General features: G+C 48.5%; 19 protein-coding genes. 10 read left to right on the plus strand and 9 right to left on the minus strand.

The genetic code is table 11. The annotated features are described in order from the left end of the window. Positions 1-233 precede the first annotated feature (233 nt). From trpD to AC2VDX_RS17325, 7 genes are all read left to right on the plus strand, one after another. Positions 234-1,334 (plus strand): anthranilate phosphoribosyltransferase, encoded by a 1,101-nt coding sequence (trpD, locus tag AC2VDX_RS17295; RefSeq protein WP_378183697.1) that lies wholly within the window; start codon positions 234-236, stop codon positions 1,332-1,334. Positions 1,335-1,356: 22 nt separating this feature from the next. Next, entirely contained in the window at positions 1,357-1,488 is a 132-nt protein-coding gene (locus tag AC2VDX_RS17300; RefSeq protein ID WP_378183700.1) for a hypothetical protein, read from the plus strand. Positions 1,489-1,534: 46 nt separating this feature from the next. Continuing rightward, on the plus strand, positions 1,535-2,686 hold the full coding sequence (carA, locus tag AC2VDX_RS17305; RefSeq protein WP_378183703.1) for a glutamine-hydrolyzing carbamoyl-phosphate synthase small subunit: 1,152 nt from the start codon (positions 1,535-1,537) through the stop codon (positions 2,684-2,686). 206 nt (positions 2,687-2,892) lie between these two features. Next, positions 2,893-3,261, plus strand: a complete 369-nt coding sequence (locus AC2VDX_RS17310) for an STAS domain-containing protein (protein ID WP_378184039.1) — start codon at positions 2,893-2,895, stop codon at positions 3,259-3,261. 348 nt (positions 3,262-3,609) lie between these two features. Beyond that, positions 3,610-4,032, plus strand: coding sequence for a Mini-ribonuclease 3 (locus AC2VDX_RS17315; RefSeq protein WP_378184041.1), 423 nt, complete (start codon positions 3,610-3,612; stop codon positions 4,030-4,032). Between the two features lie 313 nt (positions 4,033-4,345). Beyond that, the gene (gene rlmB, locus AC2VDX_RS17320) at positions 4,346-5,365 is read left to right on the plus strand and encodes a 23S rRNA (guanosine(2251)-2'-O)-methyltransferase RlmB (RefSeq protein WP_378184043.1); all 1,020 of its coding nucleotides are present in this window, start codon (positions 4,346-4,348) and stop codon (positions 5,363-5,365) included. A gap of 62 nt (positions 5,366-5,427) precedes the next feature. Further along, the gene (locus tag AC2VDX_RS17325; protein ID WP_378183706.1) at positions 5,428-5,715 is read left to right on the plus strand and encodes a DUF1816 domain-containing protein; all 288 of its coding nucleotides are present in this window, start codon (positions 5,428-5,430) and stop codon (positions 5,713-5,715) included. Here the strand turns inward: AC2VDX_RS17325 and AC2VDX_RS17330 are convergent. From AC2VDX_RS17330 to AC2VDX_RS17350, 5 genes are all read right to left on the minus strand, one after another. Further along, on the minus strand, positions 5,712-5,879 hold the full coding sequence (locus tag AC2VDX_RS17330) for a hypothetical protein (protein ID WP_378183709.1): 168 nt from the start codon (positions 5,877-5,879) through the stop codon (positions 5,712-5,714). The two genes, AC2VDX_RS17325 and AC2VDX_RS17330, sit on opposite strands and share 4 nt — an antisense overlap. Positions 5,880-5,932: 53 nt before the next feature. Next, positions 5,933-6,784, minus strand: a complete 852-nt coding sequence (locus AC2VDX_RS17335) for an alpha/beta fold hydrolase (RefSeq protein ID WP_378183712.1) — start codon at positions 6,782-6,784, stop codon at positions 5,933-5,935. A 5-nt stretch (positions 6,785-6,789) separates the two neighbouring features. Continuing rightward, positions 6,790-7,509, minus strand: a complete 720-nt coding sequence (locus AC2VDX_RS17340) for a CAP domain-containing protein (RefSeq protein WP_378183715.1) — start codon at positions 7,507-7,509, stop codon at positions 6,790-6,792. Positions 7,510-7,697: 188 nt separating this feature from the next. Then, positions 7,698-8,582, minus strand: a complete 885-nt coding sequence (locus AC2VDX_RS17345) for a transposase (RefSeq protein ID WP_378183718.1) — start codon at positions 8,580-8,582, stop codon at positions 7,698-7,700. A gap of 27 nt (positions 8,583-8,609) precedes the next feature. After that, a complete protein-coding gene (locus tag AC2VDX_RS17350) occupies positions 8,610-9,398 on the minus strand; it encodes a DsbA family protein (protein WP_378183721.1) in 789 nt (262 codons plus the stop codon). A 236-nt stretch (positions 9,399-9,634) separates the two neighbouring features. Here AC2VDX_RS17350 and gatA point away from each other — a divergent pair, with 236 nt between their 5' ends. After that, a complete protein-coding gene (gene gatA, locus AC2VDX_RS17355; RefSeq protein ID WP_378183724.1) occupies positions 9,635-11,092 on the plus strand; it encodes an Asp-tRNA(Asn)/Glu-tRNA(Gln) amidotransferase subunit GatA in 1,458 nt (485 codons plus the stop codon). A gap of 79 nt (positions 11,093-11,171) precedes the next feature. Continuing rightward, positions 11,172-14,717 carry a DNA polymerase III subunit alpha gene (locus AC2VDX_RS17360; RefSeq protein ID WP_378183727.1) on the plus strand — a complete coding sequence of 1,182 codons (3,546 nt, stop codon included), beginning with the start codon at positions 11,172-11,174 and terminating at the stop codon, positions 14,715-14,717. Between the two features lie 47 nt (positions 14,718-14,764). Here the strand turns inward: AC2VDX_RS17360 and AC2VDX_RS17365 are convergent, their stop codons facing one another. From AC2VDX_RS17365 to AC2VDX_RS17380, 4 genes are all read right to left on the minus strand, one after another. Next, positions 14,765-15,961 (minus strand): protein kinase domain-containing protein, encoded by a 1,197-nt coding sequence (locus AC2VDX_RS17365; RefSeq protein ID WP_378183730.1) that lies wholly within the window; start codon positions 15,959-15,961, stop codon positions 14,765-14,767. 146 nt (positions 15,962-16,107) lie between these two features. Next, positions 16,108-16,410 (minus strand): TMEM165/GDT1 family protein, encoded by a 303-nt coding sequence (locus tag AC2VDX_RS17370; protein WP_378183733.1) that lies wholly within the window; start codon positions 16,408-16,410, stop codon positions 16,108-16,110. Positions 16,411-16,489: 79 nt separating this feature from the next. Then, the gene (locus AC2VDX_RS17375) at positions 16,490-16,816 is read right to left on the minus strand and encodes a TMEM165/GDT1 family protein (RefSeq protein ID WP_378184045.1); all 327 of its coding nucleotides are present in this window, start codon (positions 16,814-16,816) and stop codon (positions 16,490-16,492) included. A 211-nt stretch (positions 16,817-17,027) separates the two neighbouring features. Then, positions 17,028-17,378: a YkgJ family cysteine cluster protein gene (locus tag AC2VDX_RS17380; protein WP_378183736.1), complete on the minus strand. Its 351-nt coding sequence runs from the start codon at positions 17,376-17,378 to the stop codon at positions 17,028-17,030. A 244-nt stretch (positions 17,379-17,622) separates the two neighbouring features. On the opposite strand from AC2VDX_RS17380, the gene psb30 reads away from it, so the two are divergent. Further along, positions 17,623-17,763 (plus strand): photosystem II reaction center protein Ycf12/Psb30, encoded by a 141-nt coding sequence (gene psb30, locus AC2VDX_RS17385; RefSeq protein ID WP_378183739.1) that lies wholly within the window; start codon positions 17,623-17,625, stop codon positions 17,761-17,763. Positions 17,764-17,854 lie beyond the last annotated feature (91 nt).

Consider the following 17,854-nt stretch of genomic DNA (forward strand, 5'->3'; position numbering starts at 1 on the left):
CAAATAGGATGAGACTGACAATGGCGATCGCTAATATTTAAGATAATCAAACTAAGAGCGTCAAATTGGGATCGGCAAAATTGCTGAATCTTAATACTTATCCAAAAACCCATCGTGCGAACTAAGTAAGATTACGACAGAAAATTGTGCAGGACGTTGCTAGAGAGCTTGGCGATCCGATAAGCTTTTGCAAAATGCCTCTGAACTGAGTGCGCCGCACACGAAACCTGTCAATGACTAATACTCCTTCACTGACGAGCCAAGATGCTGCTGAGACGAGAGCGATCGCTTCTGCCGACTCATCCATCTGGCCTAACTTGCTGCAACAGCTACTCGATCGGCAATCCCTGCCTCACGATCAAGCCGCCTGTCTGATGCAGGCATGGTTAAACGAGGAAATTCCACCCGCGCTATCGGGGGCGATTTTAGCCGCCCTGCAAGCAAAGGGCGTTTCGGCAGACGAACTTGCTGGGATGGCTCAGGTGTTACAGTCTCAATCCTCCCCACTCAGCCTACAATCGCCAATCCTCAGTCCGGTCATTGACACTTGTGGAACTGGGGGAGATGGGGCATCAACCTTTAATATCTCTACAGCCGTTGCCTTTGTTGCCGCTGCGGCTGGCGTCTCAGTCGCCAAACATGGCAATCGTTCGGCTTCGAGCAAAGTTGGCTCGGCGGATGTCTTGGAAACGCTGGGAGTCAACCTGAACGCCAGCAGTGAGAAAGCACAAGCAGCACTTGAGGAAATCGGGATTACCTTTCTATTTGCACCCGGTTGGCACCCAGCGCTCAAAGCTGTGGCACCGCTGCGGCGAACCTTGAAAGTGCGGACAGTATTTAATTTACTAGGCCCCTTGGTGAATCCGTTACGCCCCACAGGGCAGATCATTGGCGTGTGCGATCCCAACTTGGTAGTGACGATTGCCCATGCTTTAGGGCAGTTAGGAACTCAGCAGGCAATTGTCCTGCACGGACGCGAGAAACTGGATGAAGCGGGGTTAGCAGACGCGACAGATTTAGCAGTGCTGTCCGGTGGTGAGGTACAACTGGCAACGCTGCATCCCCAAGAATTAGGCTTGACACCGGCACCCACGGCGTCAATTCGGGGTGGAGATGTCGAGGAAAATGCCGAAATTTTGCGCGATGTCCTTCAAGGAAAAGGAACATCCGCGCAGCAGGATGTAGTGGCCTTGAATGCGGCGTTGGCACTCCAAGTTGGCAGCGCTATCGCAATGGGTAGTCATGCAGAGGGCATTGCGATGGCTAGAGAAATCTTAGGTAGCGGTACTGCCTGGTCGAAGTTGGAGCAGTTAGTTGAGTTTCTGAAAAATTAGCGAATGGCTAATCTGATTATGAATGGGCAAATTGACGAGTGCTGGTAGCATCCTGGGCGATGTCTATCGTCCTCCATTCAATCGGATTTGCCAAATGCGATCGCATTCTCACACAGCACCCACTTATCTCTTATCCCAACCGCCTGTGAGATGATAACTTACCAACTAAGAACTAATTTCTAAAAACTAACCACTACCTTATGTCTATTTCTTCTGCTCAACCAGCTTTGCTCGTCCTTGCCGATGGCACGTCGTACAAAGGCTGGTCTTTTGGTGCCCCTGGAACAGCCATCGGTGAAGTGGTCTTTAACACGGGTATCACCGGCTACCAGGAAGTCTTGACAGATCCCAGTTACTGCGGTCAGATTGTCACCTTCACCTATCCAGAATTAGGCAACACTGGCGTCAATCTAGATGATGAAGAATCGAATGGCCCCCAAGTGCGGGGCGCGATCGCTCGTAACATTTCCTCCCGTCCCAGCAATTGGCGTTCCAGCCAGTCTTTGCCCGATTATCTCAAGCAACACCACATTCCAGGCATTTACGGCATCGATACCCGTGCCCTTACCCGGAAGATTCGCTCCGCTGGTGCCATGAATGGGGCGATTTCCACCGAAATTCTTGACACCGCTGAATTGCTGAAGAAAGTGCAAGCAGCTCCCAGTATGGCAGGGTTGAATCTAGTTCGGGAAGTTACGACTGCCAACGTCTATGAGTGGTCTGACCCCACAGAGTCGAGTTGGGAATTCAGCCCTGGAATCCCCTCAGACAGGGAGGAAGCCCTCACGGTTGTCGCCATTGATTTTGGCATCAAACGGAACATCCTGCGGCGTCTGGCGAGTTACGGTTGCCGCGTGGTCGTGGTTCCCGCCAATACATCCCCTGAAGAAATTCTCAAGCACAACCCGGATGGAATTTTTCTTTCCAATGGTCCCGGCGATCCCGCTGCTGTTACCGAAGGCATCGAAACCACAAGGGCACTGCTAGAAAGCCAGAAACCGATGTTTGGGATCTGCATGGGGCACCAGATTCTCGGTCTTTCGCTGGGGGCTGACACCTTCAAGCTCAAATTTGGTCATCGGGGCTTAAATCAACCCGCCGGTTTTGAGAACCAGCGAGTGGAGATTACCAGCCAAAACCACGGGTTTGCCATTGATGCAGATTCTTTAAATCCAGAAGTGGAAATTACCCACCTGAACCTGAACGACCGCACTGTGGCTGGGTTGCGTCACAAATCCCTACCCTTCTTTTCCGTACAGTATCACCCAGAAGCCAGCCCTGGCCCTCATGATGCCGACTATCTGTTTGAGCAATTTGTTGAGCAGATGCGATCGCACAAGCGTATTCTTTGACTGACGATCGCATTGCCAGTCAAGCGAGTATTCCTCTCCCTCGCCCGCAAGGAGGAGGCACGGGGGATGAGGTTTGTCCCATGTGACGTGGATAGTCTTATATCCTTGACTAAGGACTAAGGACTAATCACAACAGATGGGTATATCCAGCGCATTGTGTTTTATAATAAAGCCTCGACTAAGGACAATCCAGCTAGGAGGGTGTTATTCCTGAGCCACTAACCCTAACTGTCAGCTTAAGAGGCACTCGCGAAGTTAGGGACAATTATCAGCTATTCCGCCTCACAGGCTTATTGGATGCTTTTTCCGAACCCACGTTTCGGAAAGTTATCAGCAAGTGTATTGAGGAAGGTCCCAGTAACGTTGTTCTGGATCTTTCCAAAATTGATTTTGTCGATAGCTCTGGCTTGGGCGCTCTAGTGCAGCTGGTGAAGAAGGCTCAAAGCCTTGAGGGTAGTTTGCAAATTGTTACAAATGCGCGGGTGACTCAAACTGTGAAGCTGGTTCGCTTAGAACAGTTTCTGTCATTGCAGCCTTCGGTCGAAGCGGCATTGGAGAAGGTCAAGCCAGCTTAACCTAACAGAGACGCGATCGCTCTCGCGGCGCGGATGCGCTCTTCGTATGCCGCCATGATTCGCTGTTCGCGCTTGAGGGGTGGGGGCAACAGAACCCGCCCCAATCATTTTCAAGAGTCCTGAACAGGGAATGATAGGGAAACAAAGAGCAGCGGGGCCCAGGCGTAGGAGACAAAGGGAACAGGTAATTACCAATTACCCCTTACCTACTACCCATTCCCCATCACCTGAGTTTCAGGCGAAAGCATTAAGATTAACTAGAGGGCGAGGTAGGGCATAGATGTGAGTTCACAGGAGGAAGAGTGTTCAGATTGGCTGAATACTAACCCCGTACTGGGTGAAACCAAAATATCGTTGAACTCGACCTGGGCGATCGCAAATCGCAGCACGCAAATTCAGCGGCTTTCCCCGGCGTCTTTAGCTTATCTAGGAGATGCCGTGTATGAACTTTATATCCGTAGTTTTTATCTACTGCCACCCAAGCGATCCCACGCTTATCATGACATGGTAGTGGCGCAGGTGAGAGCCGAAAGTCAGGCAAAAGCATTGCGATCGCTCGAACCCCACCTCACCAGCACAGAATTAGAAATCTTGCGGCGCGGACGCAACGCTGCGACAGGTCGCCCCAAGCGCCTCGATCCCGAAATTTATCAACAAGCTACCAGCTTAGAGACGTTGATGGGCTATCTTTACCTAACCGATCCCCAGCGATTGAACCAGCTGCTGAGCTACTTAGAGCTAAATCCACTTCCACAAGTTAAAGATTCTTAACAATATGGCCGATCAACATCGCCGACCCCATCCTCCGGGCAGAGCCAGCACCAGTCGAGGAAAGCCCATTCGAGCCAAGCGTGCCTTCCCAAAGCGTCTTGGGGAAAATCGGCTCGTGAAGCGAATTGTAGAGCAACGGACGCCCCCCGCGCGTTCCATCTCCGATGACAAGGACGCCGCTAGGGATACGCGCCCTCTCGGTAAGCATGAGCAAGTCAAGCCGATTATTCAGCGCCGAGAGCGTCAGCAAATCCGTCCCGCCTCCCGCCACAAAGACACTGACTCGATTGACACGCGCCGAGAGCGTCAGCAAATCCGTCCCGCCTCCCGCCACAAAGACACTGACTCGATTGACACGCGCCGAGAGCGTCAGCAAATCCGTCCCGCCTCCCGCCACAAAGACACTGACTCGATTGGCACGCGCCCGACAGACAACTTCAAGCCAAAGAAGTCGATTCCCGACCGGCGCGAACGGGAGATCCCCAGAGGTCGTCCCCAGGCAGAGGATCGAGCGGAGGCTACCGCACCCGAAGAGGAAAGCGATCTGATTTATGGACGGCATCCTGTCCTCACCGCTTTGGAGAAACATCGCCATCTGAATCGGGTTTGGATACTGCCAAATTTGCGTTACGATTCCCGCTTTCACTCCCTACTGCTGAAAGCCAAGGAACGGGGAACGGTAATCGATGAAGTCAGCCCGCGCCGCCTGGATCAAATCACTCACGGGGTCAATCATCAAGGAGTGGTCGCTCAAGTCGCACCCTACGCTTACACTGAGCTAAGCGACTTAATCGTTCAGGCGAAATCTGTCTCAGAGCAGCCGGTGCTGGTGGTAGCGGATGGCATTACCGATCCCCACAATCTGGGGGCGATTATTCGCACAGCAGAAGCCTTGGGTGCCCAAGGATTGGTGATCCCTCAACGACGGGCAGTGGGAATCACATCCGCCGTGATGAAAGTGGCAGTAGGAGCTTTAGAAAGTTTTGCCGTTGCCAGAGTGGTTAACCTCAGCCGTGCCTTGGAAGAATTGAAAGCGGCTGGCTTTTGGATTTACGGCACCGCCGCAGGCGATGGTCAAATGTTACACACAACTCAATTTACAGGGCCAGTAGTATTAGTGATTGGTTCTGAAGGTGAAGGATTGAATCTCCTGACACAAAAGTGTTGTGACTTCCTAATTTCGATTCCGCTAGAGGGAAACACACCGAGCCTGAATGCCTCAGTCGCCGGGGGAATGGCTCTTTATGAAATTTATCGTCAGCGCTGGTCGAATCGACTCTACTTGAATAATCTCTCAAAAGAGACTTTAAAAAAGAAAGATGACAGAGTATAACAAAATGTAAAGAACATACCTTTTAGAAGACTGCTTTGTATCCCCTAAGATAGGCCAAGAACATGAAGGAATTTTTGATTAACATTCTCCACTTCTTTGGACGGGCTTGGTGGGTTGAGATTGTCACAGACAACCCCCGTTGTACTTACTACTTTGGCCCTTTCATCAGCGCCCAGGAAGCTGATAAAACCAAAGCTGGTTACATCGAAGACCTGGAAGAAGAAGGAGCTAAAGGCATTAAAGCTATGGTAAAGCGCTGTAAGCCAGAGAAGCTAACGATTTACGATGAGTCGGGGGAGCGTTTTGACCGCCAGAGAACAGCCACGTTTTTTAGCGGTCAGCCTTCTTAGGTTTTGAGCCATTTAGCGGGTAAGATCAAATCCCTTTGAATCCCGATCGTTTGGTACCTCATCCCCAACCTCTCTGGGTTAACCAGAGGGGTGGGGTCGGCGGGGATAGATGCTTCTGGAATGCTGAGAATTAATAGGATAGGATACCAAATTTGAACTTGCACTCCCTCTGGTCCGGGCTAAATAGCTTCGGTCAAGAGTGAGGTGACGATGGTATCTAAACTCCATCTGGCGTTACAACTTGTGGATGGCTATCGAGCCAGGAGTCAATGTCCCGCAGTACCAGTTCGGGAATTTCCCAGGGAAATAAATGAGCGGTATTTGGATAGCAGTGCCATTGGCAATCCTTGAGGTGATGAGCCGTTTCTAAACTCGACTCAGGAGTGATGTGGCGATCGCTTGCTCCTGCCAACATCAAACTCGGACATGGGATCTGCTGGAGGTCTGCCAATCGGTTGTAACCAGCTCCTAGAGCAGTGTTAAGTGCCCGTGTTGCCGCCGCTGAGGTTTGCAGGTAAGCTGACATCGCCTCCAAGGCAAGGTAGCGGTAAGCGCCGGGGGTGTGTTGCCCAATCAAGTAGCGATAGAGCGATCGCTTCCCAAATGTCTCAATATTCCACTCCCAGCCAGGCTGTATGCGGTTCACAATCGAAGCCAGCCCCGTGTAAAAATTATCCTGCCAACTGATTGGCGGATGATTCCCACGAGGGCGTGCTGCTGTAGCAATCAAAATCAAACCCGTGACTCGCTCTGGTAGCCTCAGCGCCAACTCCATCGCCAAAATCCCCCCTAGCGACCAACCCAATACCAGGCAACGCTCAATCTGGAAGCGGTCTAGAAGAGCCTCCAAATCGGTCAAATGGTCTTCCATACTAAAATTGCCATTGATGCGACTGTTGCCGTATCCACGGAGGTCAGGGGCAAAAGTTTGGAATTTTTGGGATAAGTGGTTAGTGAAGACAGACATACTGCTGCCTAAACCCGGATGACCGTGTAGACAGAGAATGGGAAATCCTTTTCCCTGGAGGCGAACGCTGAGGTGATGAGATGAGGAGGACGAGTGATGCATGAAGCCTATTTTTTCTCTTTATATCCTCCAGCATAGGTAATCACGCACATCGATTTATATTGTGCATGAGACCCAAAAGCCACTCCGGCGACTCGGAAAGCGGGGTTAAAAATGTTTTTTCTGTGACCGCGATTCGGAACCCCATCATCAATGATTAACTGCATTACGATAGATTGAACAGTGTCAGCGCCATAACTGATATTTTCGGCGGCGGTGGTTTGCCAGGAACCGTAGCGATTGATGCGAGAAAACGGATCGCTGCGATCGCTCCCATTGTGACCTATCTTACCTTTTGGTCCCTGGTCTTTCACATGATCCCTAGCCCCCAGCGACATCCCTTTAGATACACTTAAGGGTGGCAAAGGACGAGTGGATTTCAGGAAGCGAATCGCTTCATCGACGGCTTTCACGCCTTCCTGAGTCTGTAAAAAAACGTTCCCAGACATTCTCACTTGCTTACCTTGGAAGCGTTTTTTCCAATTCTCCAGCACGGCGGCATAGGCGGCGGGATTTTTCCGCGCCTGATTCATTTCAGCAATCACTCCTTGTTCCAGAGGTGAGAGAGTATTTGCCTGCGCCAACAAGGTAGATCCTTCTTGAGAAAAACCAACCGGGACACTATTACCGCTAACATTTGCCAGAGACTGCCGCGCTTGAACGCTCAAAGGAAAGAACGTAGCGAGTAGGACGATGGGGGCAAATGCCCAAAATTGAATTCGACGCATAAGTTACCTTAAGACTCGCTATCGCGAGTTGATAAACTTTCCATATCAGATAAATAGACAGCACCCGACGAGAAAGTTTCCCCATTTTTGACCAACAAGGGATCGCCTAGAATTTCCAGCGTTTGCGCTAACTGAATTTCATTGTGAATCGCGCCACAGCCGATGTCATCGGTGCGATCGCGTACTATTTAACCTTGAAGCAGCGTGAGGGCTAGGTTTTCTGGATCGTCTATCCAGCGGAGTGGATTTTCAATGATGTACTGCTGGATTTGACGAAGCGATCGCTCATTCCGAATAATGTGTTCATAGTAATTGCGCTGCCATAACTTGCCTGTAAATGGCGGCCAAGCCTGCTGGCGGACACCGATTGTATATTGGTGGGTTGTAATAGATTTGAATGCACGCACAATATCCGCCAATGTAGGGGCGGGCCTTGTACCTGCCCCTTCTCCGGTTATGGCATTAGTAGGGGCGGGCCTTGTGCCTGCCCCTTCTCCGGTCATCGCAGGCATTCCGGTCATCGCAGGCATTCCGGTCATCGGACGCATTCCGGTCATCGCAGGCATTCCGGTCATCGCAGGCATTCCGGTCATCGCAGGCATTCCGGTCATCGCAGGCATTCCGGTCATCGCAGGCATTCCGGTCATCGCAGGCATTCCGGTCATCGGATGGGTAGCGACATTGGGATGGGCACCCACAAGGGGTGCCCCTACGGCATTGAAGACATTGGGATGGGCACCCACAAGGGGTGCCCCTACGGCATTGAAGGATTCGAGGGTTGTGTGGCTTGCGGCGGTAATCAGGATAATTCCGTGTATGTGGTTGGGCATGACCACGAAGGCATCCATAACAATTTGGGAAGGGCACCCCCGAAAACGCTGTGGCAATTGTTGCCAGATTGTTTGCAGCATTTGCCCACTCTCATTTAATATCATTTCGCCATTCACAATTTCACCCAATAAACACAGGCGGTGTTGCGTACAAATGGTGACAAAATACGCTCCTGCCTGGGAATAATCGTATTCCTTTAATCGAATAGACCGGCGGTGGTGAAGGTCGGGATTGTATTTCACTACAGATTGTTGGATTCTGAAGCCCAATTACTTCGCAGCAGTGAGTAGATTTTCCATATCTGACAGTTGGATAGGGCCAGAGAAAGTCTCAGTATCGATCAAGAAAAAGGGAGTGCCTGCAAGCCCTAAACTCTCAGCTAGCTTAATATCCTCTCCAATCGCAGCACTAGCGGTAACGCTTGCGCGATCGCGGTTAAATTGCTCTAAATCCAAATTGAGTGTTTGGGCAATCTCCACATACAACTCCTCGCCCAATTTTTCTTGCTTGGCAAATAAAGCGTCATGGTATTCCCAGAATTTGCCTTGCCGATCTGCCGCCCAAGCCGCTTTAGCCGCTGGCATGGCTTCCGGATGAATCGGAGTCAGGGGAAAATGCTTGTATGATAAGGTCACTTCATCCGGATGCTTGGCGATCAGCTGCTTTAGCGTGTCATGAGCTTGGGCACAATAAGGACATTGAAAGTCTGAAAATTCGATTAGCACAACCTTTGACGACTCTGTCCCCGTCGTCGGAGATTCACCAATTACTGCCTTGGGGTTGGTCTTGAACTCCTGCAAAAATGACTGCTGGGCTTGGTTTAGCTGCTGTTGTTGTTGCTGCTGATATGCCTGAACCGACTCCAGAATCACTTCTGGGTGCTGACGAATCACCTGTAAAATTTGCTCTTCCAATCGCGGACTAATTTGGCTAGCGGCTTGCGCTGGAAGTGTCCAACCGAAAAATGTTAGAGACAATAGCAATAGGGTTGCTAGTCTCAATACTTTCTGAGCGAGAAAGCGGATGGGAGCGATCGCCCAAAGTTGAACTCGACGCATAAATTACCTGGCTGATGTTGCTACACAATCCAGTATGCTCGACTTGCGGGATGGCTGAACAACGTCGGGGAAGTGATGTCTTCTATAGAACAACCTTTGGTTCGCCATTTCAGGGTTTGCCAAACTTCCCCGCTAAAATTTCACAATCCCAAAGGATTGCTGAATTAACCATCGCGTCTGACGCACGACCTATACTAAATATCTGGACTTTGAGTCACTAAAGGTAGAAGCAAAGCATGGCATCCATCCGCGAGTTGCACACACAACTCATTAGTAAAGAACGCTCCGCTGTAGAACTCACTCAAGAAGCTTTAGACCGCATTCAGGCACTAGAGCCGAAATTGCATAGTTTTTTGAGCGTAACAGCAGAGAGAGCATTAGAACAGGCTCATGCTGTGGATGCCAAAATCGCTGCTGGTGAAGAAATTGGGCTGCTGGCTGGCATTCCCATTGGCATCAAGGACAATCTGTGTACCCAGGGGATTCGCACCACTTGCGGTTCCAAGATTTTGGAAAATTTTGTCCCCTCCTACGAGTCAACCGTGACCCAAAAACTGGCAGATGCTGGTGCGGTGATGGTGGGCAAAACGAATATGGATGAGTTTGCGATGGGCAGTTCTACGGAAAGCTCTGCCTATCAAGTGACTGCCAACCCTTGGGATTTACAGCGGGTGCCTGGAGGGTCATCTGGCGGTTCGGCGGCGGCGGTGGCGGCAAGAGAGTGTGTAGTTGCCCTCGGTTCCGATACGGGGGGGTCTATCCGTCAGCCAGCTTCTTTCTGCGGCGTTGTGGGGTTAAAACCGACTTATGGGCTGGTTTCCCGTTTTGGTCTGGTGGCTTATGGGTCTTCTTTAGATCAAATTGGGCCATTTGCTCGGACAGTAGAAGATGCGGCAATTTTACTGGGAGCGATCGCGGGTTACGATCCCAAAGACTCCACCAGTCTCGACGTTAAAATCCCAAACTACGCCAAATCCTTGAGACCTGACCTTAGACCCAGAGGTCAGTTGAGAGTAGGTTTTATTAAAGAAACTTTTGGCGAAGGTGTAGACTCCTGCGTATGGCAGGCAGTCACAAAAGCGATTGAGCAGCTGCAAAACTTGGGAGCCGAAATTCAAGAAATTTCCTGTCCCCGCTTCCGCTACGGTTTGCCCACCTATTACATCATTGCTCCTTCCGAGGCATCCGCCAATCTCGCCCGTTACGACGGCGTGAAGTATGGCTTCCGGACGCCTGACGCGGATAATCTCTTGTCAATGTATACTCAGACTCGCTCCGCCGGTTTTGGTACCGAAGTCAAGCGGCGGATCATGTTAGGCACTTATGCTCTCTCGGCGGGATATTACGACGCCTATTATCTCAAAGCGCAAAAAGTCCGCACTTTGATTAAACAAGACTTCCAGCGGGCTTTTGAAAGAGTTGATATTTTAGTGTCTCCCACTGCTCCCACCACCGCATTTAAAGCCGGGGAAAAAACAGAAGATCCCTTGAGTATGTATTTAACTGACCTGATGACGATTCCTTTAAATCTCGCAGGTCTGCCTGGATTGAGTTTACCTTGTGGATTCGATGACCAGGGATTACCGATTGGCATCCAGATGATGAGTAATGTGTTGCGAGAAGATTTGCTGTTGCAAGTTGCTTATGCCTATGAGCAAGCAACCGACTGGCATCTACGCGCCCCAAAACTCTAGATAGGTAACGGGTAATCGGTCATGGTTTATTCGCATTACTGATTACCCATTTCCCATTCCTTATTAGCGATTACCAAATATGTCTTTTGTTGGTTTGCACGTTCACAGTGATTACAGTTTGCTGGATGGTGCCAGTCAGTTACCGGAACTGGTGGATCAAGCATTGAAATTGGGGATGCCAGCGATCGCTCTCACGGATCACGGCGTCATGTATGGCGCGATTGAGCTAATTAAAGTTTGTCGCGGCAAAACGATTAAGCCGATTATTGGCAATGAAATGTATGTCGTTAATGGTGATATTGAAGAACAAAAGCGCGGCAGAAAAAAATATCACCAAGTTGTTTTAGCTAAAAATACTAAAGGCTATAAAAACCTAGTCAAATTAACAACAATTTCCCATCTCAAAGGTTATCAGGGAAAAGGAATCTTTGCTCGTCCTTGTATCAACAAAGAATTATTAGCTGAATACCACGAAGGTTTAATTGTTACCAGTGCTTGTTTGGGCGGTGAAATTCCCCAAGCAATTCTTCAGCGCCGACCAGATGTTGCTCGTCGAACTGCCCAGTGGTATAAAGATGTTTTCGGTGAAGATTTTTATTTAGAAATTCAAGACCACGGTTCCCAAGAAGACCGCATTGTTAACGTTGAAATTGTAAAAATTGCGCGGGAACTAGACATTAAACTTGTTGCTACAAATGATTCCCATTTTATTTCCTGCAACGATGTTGAAGCTCACGACGCATTGTTATGTATTCAGACAGGAAAACTGATTTCTGAAGATAATCGGATGCGCTACAGCGGCACTGAATATCTTAAGTCCGCTGATGAAATGAAATACCTGTTTCGAGATCATCTACCGGAAGAGGTAATTGAGGAAGCGATCGCAAATACCCTAGAAGTTGCAGACAAAGTTCAACCTTACAACATCCTTGGTGAGCCTCGCCTTCCCGACTATCCCATCCCAGCCGACTACACCGCCGATACCTTTCTCGAAGATGTTACCTGGAAAGGGCTTTTAGCACGGTTTGGTTATCGTTCTCGTGCTGAAGTCGATCCCATCTACAAAGAGCGGCTGGAATATGAGTTGAAAATGATGCAACAGATGGGATTTTCAACTTACTTTTTAGTCGTTTGGGACTATATCAAATATGCCAGAGATAATCACATTCCAGTAGGACCTGGACGCGGTTCTGCGGCAGGTTCTCTAGTTGCTTATGCCTTGAAAATTACTAACATCGATCCAGTCCATCATGGGTTACTATTCGAGCGATTTTTGAATCCCGAACGGAAATCCATGCCGGATATTGATACGGATTTCTGCATTGAACAACGGGACAAAGTAATTGAATATGTCACCCAAAAGTATGGCGCGGATAGGGTAGCGCAAATTATTACCTTTAACCGCCTCACTTCTAAAGCTGTTTTGAAAGATGTCGCCAGAGTGCTGAATGTTCCTTATGGGGATGCAGACAAAATGGCAAAACTTATCCCAGTGGTGCGAGGTAAGCCAACAAAACTCAAGGTGATGATTTCTGATGATACCCCCGCACCAGAGTTTAAAGAAAAATACAATAATGACCCTATCGTTCGCCATTGGATTGATATGGCGATGCGAATTGAAGGAACTAACAAAACTTTTGGGGTACACGCCGCCGGAGTCGTGATTTCAGCAGAACCTTTAGATCAAATTGTGCCGCTGCAACGAAATAATGACGGCTCAGTAATTACCCAGTATTTTATGGAAGACTTAGAATCACTGGGATTATTGAAAATGGATTTTCTGGGTTTAAGAAACCTAACCATGATCCAGAAAAGCATCGATTTAATTAAGCAAAATAAAAATATTACTCTCGATCCCGATCAACTCCCCCTTGATGAAAGAAAAGCTCAGAAAATTTTAGCTAAAAGTGAAGTAAAAAAATTACCTCCAGATATTAAAAAGACTTACGAAGTATTAGAAAAAGGTGAATTAGAAGGCATCTTTCAATTAGAATCTTCCGGGATGCGTCAGATTGTGCGCGACCTAAAGCCTTCCAGCATCGAAGATATTTCCTCAATTCTCGCTCTCTATCGACCGGGGCCATTAGATGCAGGTCTGATTCCCCTGTTTATTAACCGCAAGCATGGTAGAGAAGAAATAAAATATGTCGATCCTTTATTAGAGCCAATTCTGCAAGAAACATATGCGGTTCTTGTTTATCAAGAACAAATCATGAAAATGGCTCAGGATTTAGCAGGATATTCTCTAGGTCAAGCCGACTTATTGAGAAGATCGATGGGCAAAAAAAAGGTTTCGGAAATGCAAAAGCATCGAGAAGCCTTTATTGATGGAGCTGCTAAAAATGGGGTAAAGGAAAAGATTGCTGAAGATTTATTCGAGCAGATGGTTAAATTTGCAGAATATTGCTTCAATAAATCCCATTCAACTGCTTATGCTTATGTAACTTATCAAACGGCATATTTAAAGGCAAATTATCCAGTTGAATACATGGCGGCGCTGCTGACTTCTAATAGTGGCGACCAGGATAAAGTGCAAAGATATATTACCACTTGTTTGAGTATGAATATTCAAGTGGAGCCGCCGGATGTTAATCGATCGGGGGTTGATTTTACACCGCTGCAAAACAGTATTTTGTTCGGACTGTCGGCAGTCCGAAATGTGGGAGAAGGAGCAATTCGGTGTCTTTTGGCAGCACGGGAAACCGGGGGAAATTTTAAGTCTTTGGCTGATTTGTGCGATCGCGTGGATCTTCGCACGGTTAACAGCCGCGCCTTAGAAGCTCTGATCAAATGCGGTGCTTTTGATACCCTCGAACCCAACCGACAGCAATTAAGCAAAGACCTTGAGCTAGTTCTAACTTGGGGGCAAAACCGCGCCAAAGACCGAGCCAGCGGTCAGGGAAATCTCTTTGACTTTGGAAGCAAGACAACAGAAAGTAGCTTTGAATCTGCTCCCAAGGCTTCAGCCGTCCCTGATTTTTCTCAACAGGAAAAGTTACATTTTGAGAAAGAACTGCTAGGCTTCTACGTCTCTGACCATCCCCTCAAATCCGTGCGGAAATCCGCTCAAATTCTCGCTCCGATTAATCTTAGCGAACTAGGCGATCAGCGGGAGGATACGACTCTTAGCGCCATTGTGATAGTCAGCGGGATCAAACCCGTAGTCACCAAAAAGGGCGATCGCATGGCAATCTTGCAAATAGAAGACTTGACGGGTCAATCTGAAGCCGTCGTCTTTCCGAAAACTTACGAACGCATTCACTTACATCTGGTCGTGGATAATCGCCTGATTATTTGGGGAAAAGTAGACAGGCGAGACGATCAAACTCAACTGATCGTTGAGGATACAGAACCCATTGAACAAGTGCGGATGGTGATTTTGGAACTGACACCTCATCAAGCGGGTGACATTGCGGAACAGCATCGCCTGATGACCAATCTCCAGGAACACTCAGGGGACAAAGACAAAGCAAAAGTCCCGGTGATTGCAACGGTGAAAGGAGGACAGCGGCACTTAACAGTTCGCCTCGGTCGTCAATTCTGGGTGCAAGACCACAGCACGGCTGTTGAGGCGCTCAATTCGGCTGGATTTCCGGCTCGCGTCCAGCCTCTGATTACTGTTTGAGATGTTTATCGATGGCGGTGCCTTCCAAGACAGCCATCCCCAAGGCGCTAGCTCTGAGGAGGCTTTTTGGGAGTTGGAGATCCCAGAAACTGACTTTTTAGCTCCTCCAATTCCAGATCGACTTGACTTTTAGATTTAGCAGGATTTGGAGATGGAGGTTGTGAGGAAGCCGATTTTTGATTTTCGTTTTTGGCGGTGCCACCACCCATTATTTCGGCTTTTAAAGCCTCTAATTCAACATCAATTTGGCTTTTGGATGGGGTAGCGGGCGTGTTGGTAACGGTTGGTGTCACCGGCGATGATTTTATTACAAGAGGCTTGGCAGGTGTCGTCGGTGTCTGAGAGATTACCGTCGCTACTTGAACTGACGGAGGATTCAGGTCTTTAAGGACTTCTTCTGCTGATTGATAGCGCCGACTGGGAGCAGTTTGCAGCATTTTGTCCAGAATTTTGCCAAGAGAATCGCTAACTTTAGATGTTAAATATTGCCGCCAAATCCAAGCGTCTTCGTTAATATCGTACAAGTCAAACGGAGAGCGCTGAGTTAATAGATGAATGCAGGTAACGCCTAAACTATAAATATCGCTAGCAAAAGAAGCTCTGCCTCTGGCTTGCTCTGGTGCCACATATTCAGGGCTACCAATGCTGGTTCCTGTCTGGTTGAGGGCGTTAGCGGTGGCAACTTTAGAAGCGCCGAAATCGACCAGAACGAGCTTGCGATCGCGACTTCTGCGAATAATATTTTCTGGCTTAATATCTCGATGAATCACTTGTTGGCTGTGAACAAATTGCAGCACTGACAATAAATCATTCAGCAACTGACAAATCTGAGATTCGCTAAAAGCACCCACCTGTGCCAATTCTTGGGCTAAGTTTTGTCCATCGATAAATTCTTGTACCAAATACTGGCGGTCATCTTGAGTAAAATATGCCAGTAATTCGGGAATCTGGGGATGTTTACCCAGTTCATCCAGCCGCATCGCTTCTTGGTTAAATAACTCAACTGCCTTTTTAACCGTGCTGGTGCCTTGGGCTTGCGGGTAAAACTGCTTGATTACGCAGCGCGGTTTAGAAGGTTTGTCTTCATCCACTGCCAAAAAAGTTCTCCCAAAACCGCCTTGCCCAATCGGTTTGATGGCACGGTAGCGGTCTTTGAGCAGCAACTTAGTGCCACAAGTCAGGCAAAATTTTGTATCAGAGGGATTTTGAGGGTTTGGGCAAGCTGGATTGAGGCAATAGCTCATAATGGGAAGCGCTGCAACTGACTAAATCTATGTTGACACTCCTAGAGCTAAAGCCCGATCTTTTTACGAGCTTTTTCCAGAAATTGACGCTTTTGGGCCTGGAAGTCTTCTTGCCAATCTAAAATCCCAAATCTAAAACCTGACATTTACGGCGTCTCTTCTGAATCTTCTGGCAAATCGGTATCAGGCCACAACAAGCGGACGGCAATCAAGGCAAACCCAATGGCTGCGATCGCTTTGAGTAACCGCGCGGGCAACAGCACCGCCACGCCTTCCCCGGCAATGACTCCCAGGAAGCTAGCCAGCAGCAGTGCGGCGATCGTTCCGAAAAACACAGCGCGGGGAGATTTAGAACTGCCACTGAGCGCGATCGCTGCCAATTGGCTCTTATCTCCAATCTCCGCCAAAAATACCGTGATGAAACTAATTCCTAAAAGATGCCAATCCATAGTTAAAGGTTAGAAAAGTTAAAAGTTGAAGGTTTTTAATCGCTGACAGGTTGAACTTTCAACTTGCCAACCTTGCACCTTAAAAATGCACGACATCCCACAGCAGCATCACCGAAACGAAGAGTAAACAAGCTCCCGCTGCCGTGTCCAGGGTTTTAGGAGACAGCCTAGTTGCCAGCCAGCGCCCCAATAATACACCCACCAAGCTTGTGGCGATCAGTGCCATTGCCGCACCCGTAAACACCAACCACGGCGACTGAGATTCTGCACTCATCAGCAGCGTTGCCACCTGAGTTTTATCTCCCATTTCTGCCAAAAAGATCGTCAAGAACGTGGAGCTAAAGACTGTCCAAGGCACCCGCTGGAAAATCTTCACTTTTGGCTTTTGAGATTGAGAATGACTAATCTTTGAAGAGGGTAAAGATGGCGCTGGTTCAACGTCAGGTACCTGGGCGCTAGGACGCTCTAAGGTAGGCAGGCTAGGAGGCAGTGCAGAAAGTTTCACTATTGAGTTAGGCTCAACGCTAGCTAATTTTCATATTCTTTTCATTTTCTCAGAAAATGTCGCAAATATCAACCTTTGGTTGCTTGCCGAGGATTTAAATTTTCAATCTGTGTCAAAAGCCAACTTCCTGGTTAAAGCGGATCATTTCTAAAGAGCGATCGCCATAAACTCCTTCAATCTGTTCGCGGCAACACTCAACCGCAAAATCGTTCAGTTCCTCTGGCTCAATGGCGTACAATTCCTCAAAAACATCTGCCTGCACCCGACAAAAGCGAGGACGATCTTGATAAATCTGACATTCTCGCGTATCACGATCGAAATTCACGCACCATCCCCCTTCACCTACCATGCTCAGATATAGCTGTAACTCCTCCGGAGCGAGATATTTATCTAAATCGGGGCGATCTGCTGGATCAAGATGACAGCAGGCTCCACATTGCTTAACACAGCGCCAAGTCGGCATTGTTCAAAACCATCTTTCAAAAAGTTCTCGTCTCTTCAGTTTAGACGCGATAAACCGCGCCTTGGAGCGAGGTTTTTCCTTGCCATCTGCAAGCAACGACTTCCTGAGGGTTTTTTGTCATTGTTTATACTTTTGTGAAGTTCTTTAAATAAAAGACGCGATCGCTGGATAAAATTAGATGGCAAAATTTGCCAATAAGCCATTCAAATCAACACGTTTAACTACTCTTAGACAGGCAGGACAAATGGAGATTTTCAGCGACTTGTTCAGCGGTTTAGGCGGCATCAACTGGGAAGTCATTGCTCAGCTAACCTTGGTGGCGCTAATTATGCTTGCTGGCCCAGCAGTCATCTTCGTGCTGGCATTTCGAGGCGGCGACCTCTAGAATCCCGGTATTTTGACACATTGAATTTTTAACGCAAAGTAACGCAAATGATAGCGCAGAGTAACGCAGAGGATGAGCAGATAGCTTTGCG

The sequence above is a fragment of the Coleofasciculus sp. H7-1 genome (genome assembly GCF_057473865.1).

What these genes read in the sequence shown, in the direction of transcription:
- trpD (WP_378183697.1), top strand. Translation starts at nt 234, where the DNA reads ATGACTAATACTCCTTCACTGACGAGCCAAGATGCTGCTGAGACGAGA.
- AC2VDX_RS17300 (WP_378183700.1), top strand. Translation starts at nt 1,357, where the DNA reads ATGGGCAAATTGACGAGTGCTGGTAGCATCCTGGGCGATGTCTATCGT.
- carA (WP_378183703.1), top strand. Translation starts at nt 1,535, where the DNA reads ATGTCTATTTCTTCTGCTCAACCAGCTTTGCTCGTCCTTGCCGATGGC.
- AC2VDX_RS17325 (WP_378183706.1), top strand. Translation starts at nt 5,428, where the DNA reads ATGAAGGAATTTTTGATTAACATTCTCCACTTCTTTGGACGGGCTTGG.
- AC2VDX_RS17335 (WP_378183712.1), bottom strand. Translation starts at nt 6,784, where the DNA reads ATGCATCACTCGTCCTCCTCATCTCATCACCTCAGCGTTCGCCTCCAG.
- AC2VDX_RS17340 (WP_378183715.1), bottom strand. Translation starts at nt 7,509, where the DNA reads ATGCGTCGAATTCAATTTTGGGCATTTGCCCCCATCGTCCTACTCGCT.
- AC2VDX_RS17350 (WP_378183721.1), bottom strand. Translation starts at nt 9,398, where the DNA reads ATGCGTCGAGTTCAACTTTGGGCGATCGCTCCCATCCGCTTTCTCGCT.
- gatA (WP_378183724.1), top strand. Translation starts at nt 9,635, where the DNA reads ATGGCATCCATCCGCGAGTTGCACACACAACTCATTAGTAAAGAACGC.
- AC2VDX_RS17360 (WP_378183727.1), top strand. Translation starts at nt 11,172, where the DNA reads ATGTCTTTTGTTGGTTTGCACGTTCACAGTGATTACAGTTTGCTGGAT.
- AC2VDX_RS17365 (WP_378183730.1), bottom strand. Translation starts at nt 15,961, where the DNA reads ATGAGCTATTGCCTCAATCCAGCTTGCCCAAACCCTCAAAATCCCTCT.
- AC2VDX_RS17370 (WP_378183733.1), bottom strand. Translation starts at nt 16,410, where the DNA reads ATGGATTGGCATCTTTTAGGAATTAGTTTCATCACGGTATTTTTGGCG.
- AC2VDX_RS17380 (WP_378183736.1), bottom strand. Translation starts at nt 17,378, where the DNA reads ATGCCGACTTGGCGCTGTGTTAAGCAATGTGGAGCCTGCTGTCATCTT.
- psb30 (WP_378183739.1), top strand. Translation starts at nt 17,623, where the DNA reads ATGGAGATTTTCAGCGACTTGTTCAGCGGTTTAGGCGGCATCAACTGG.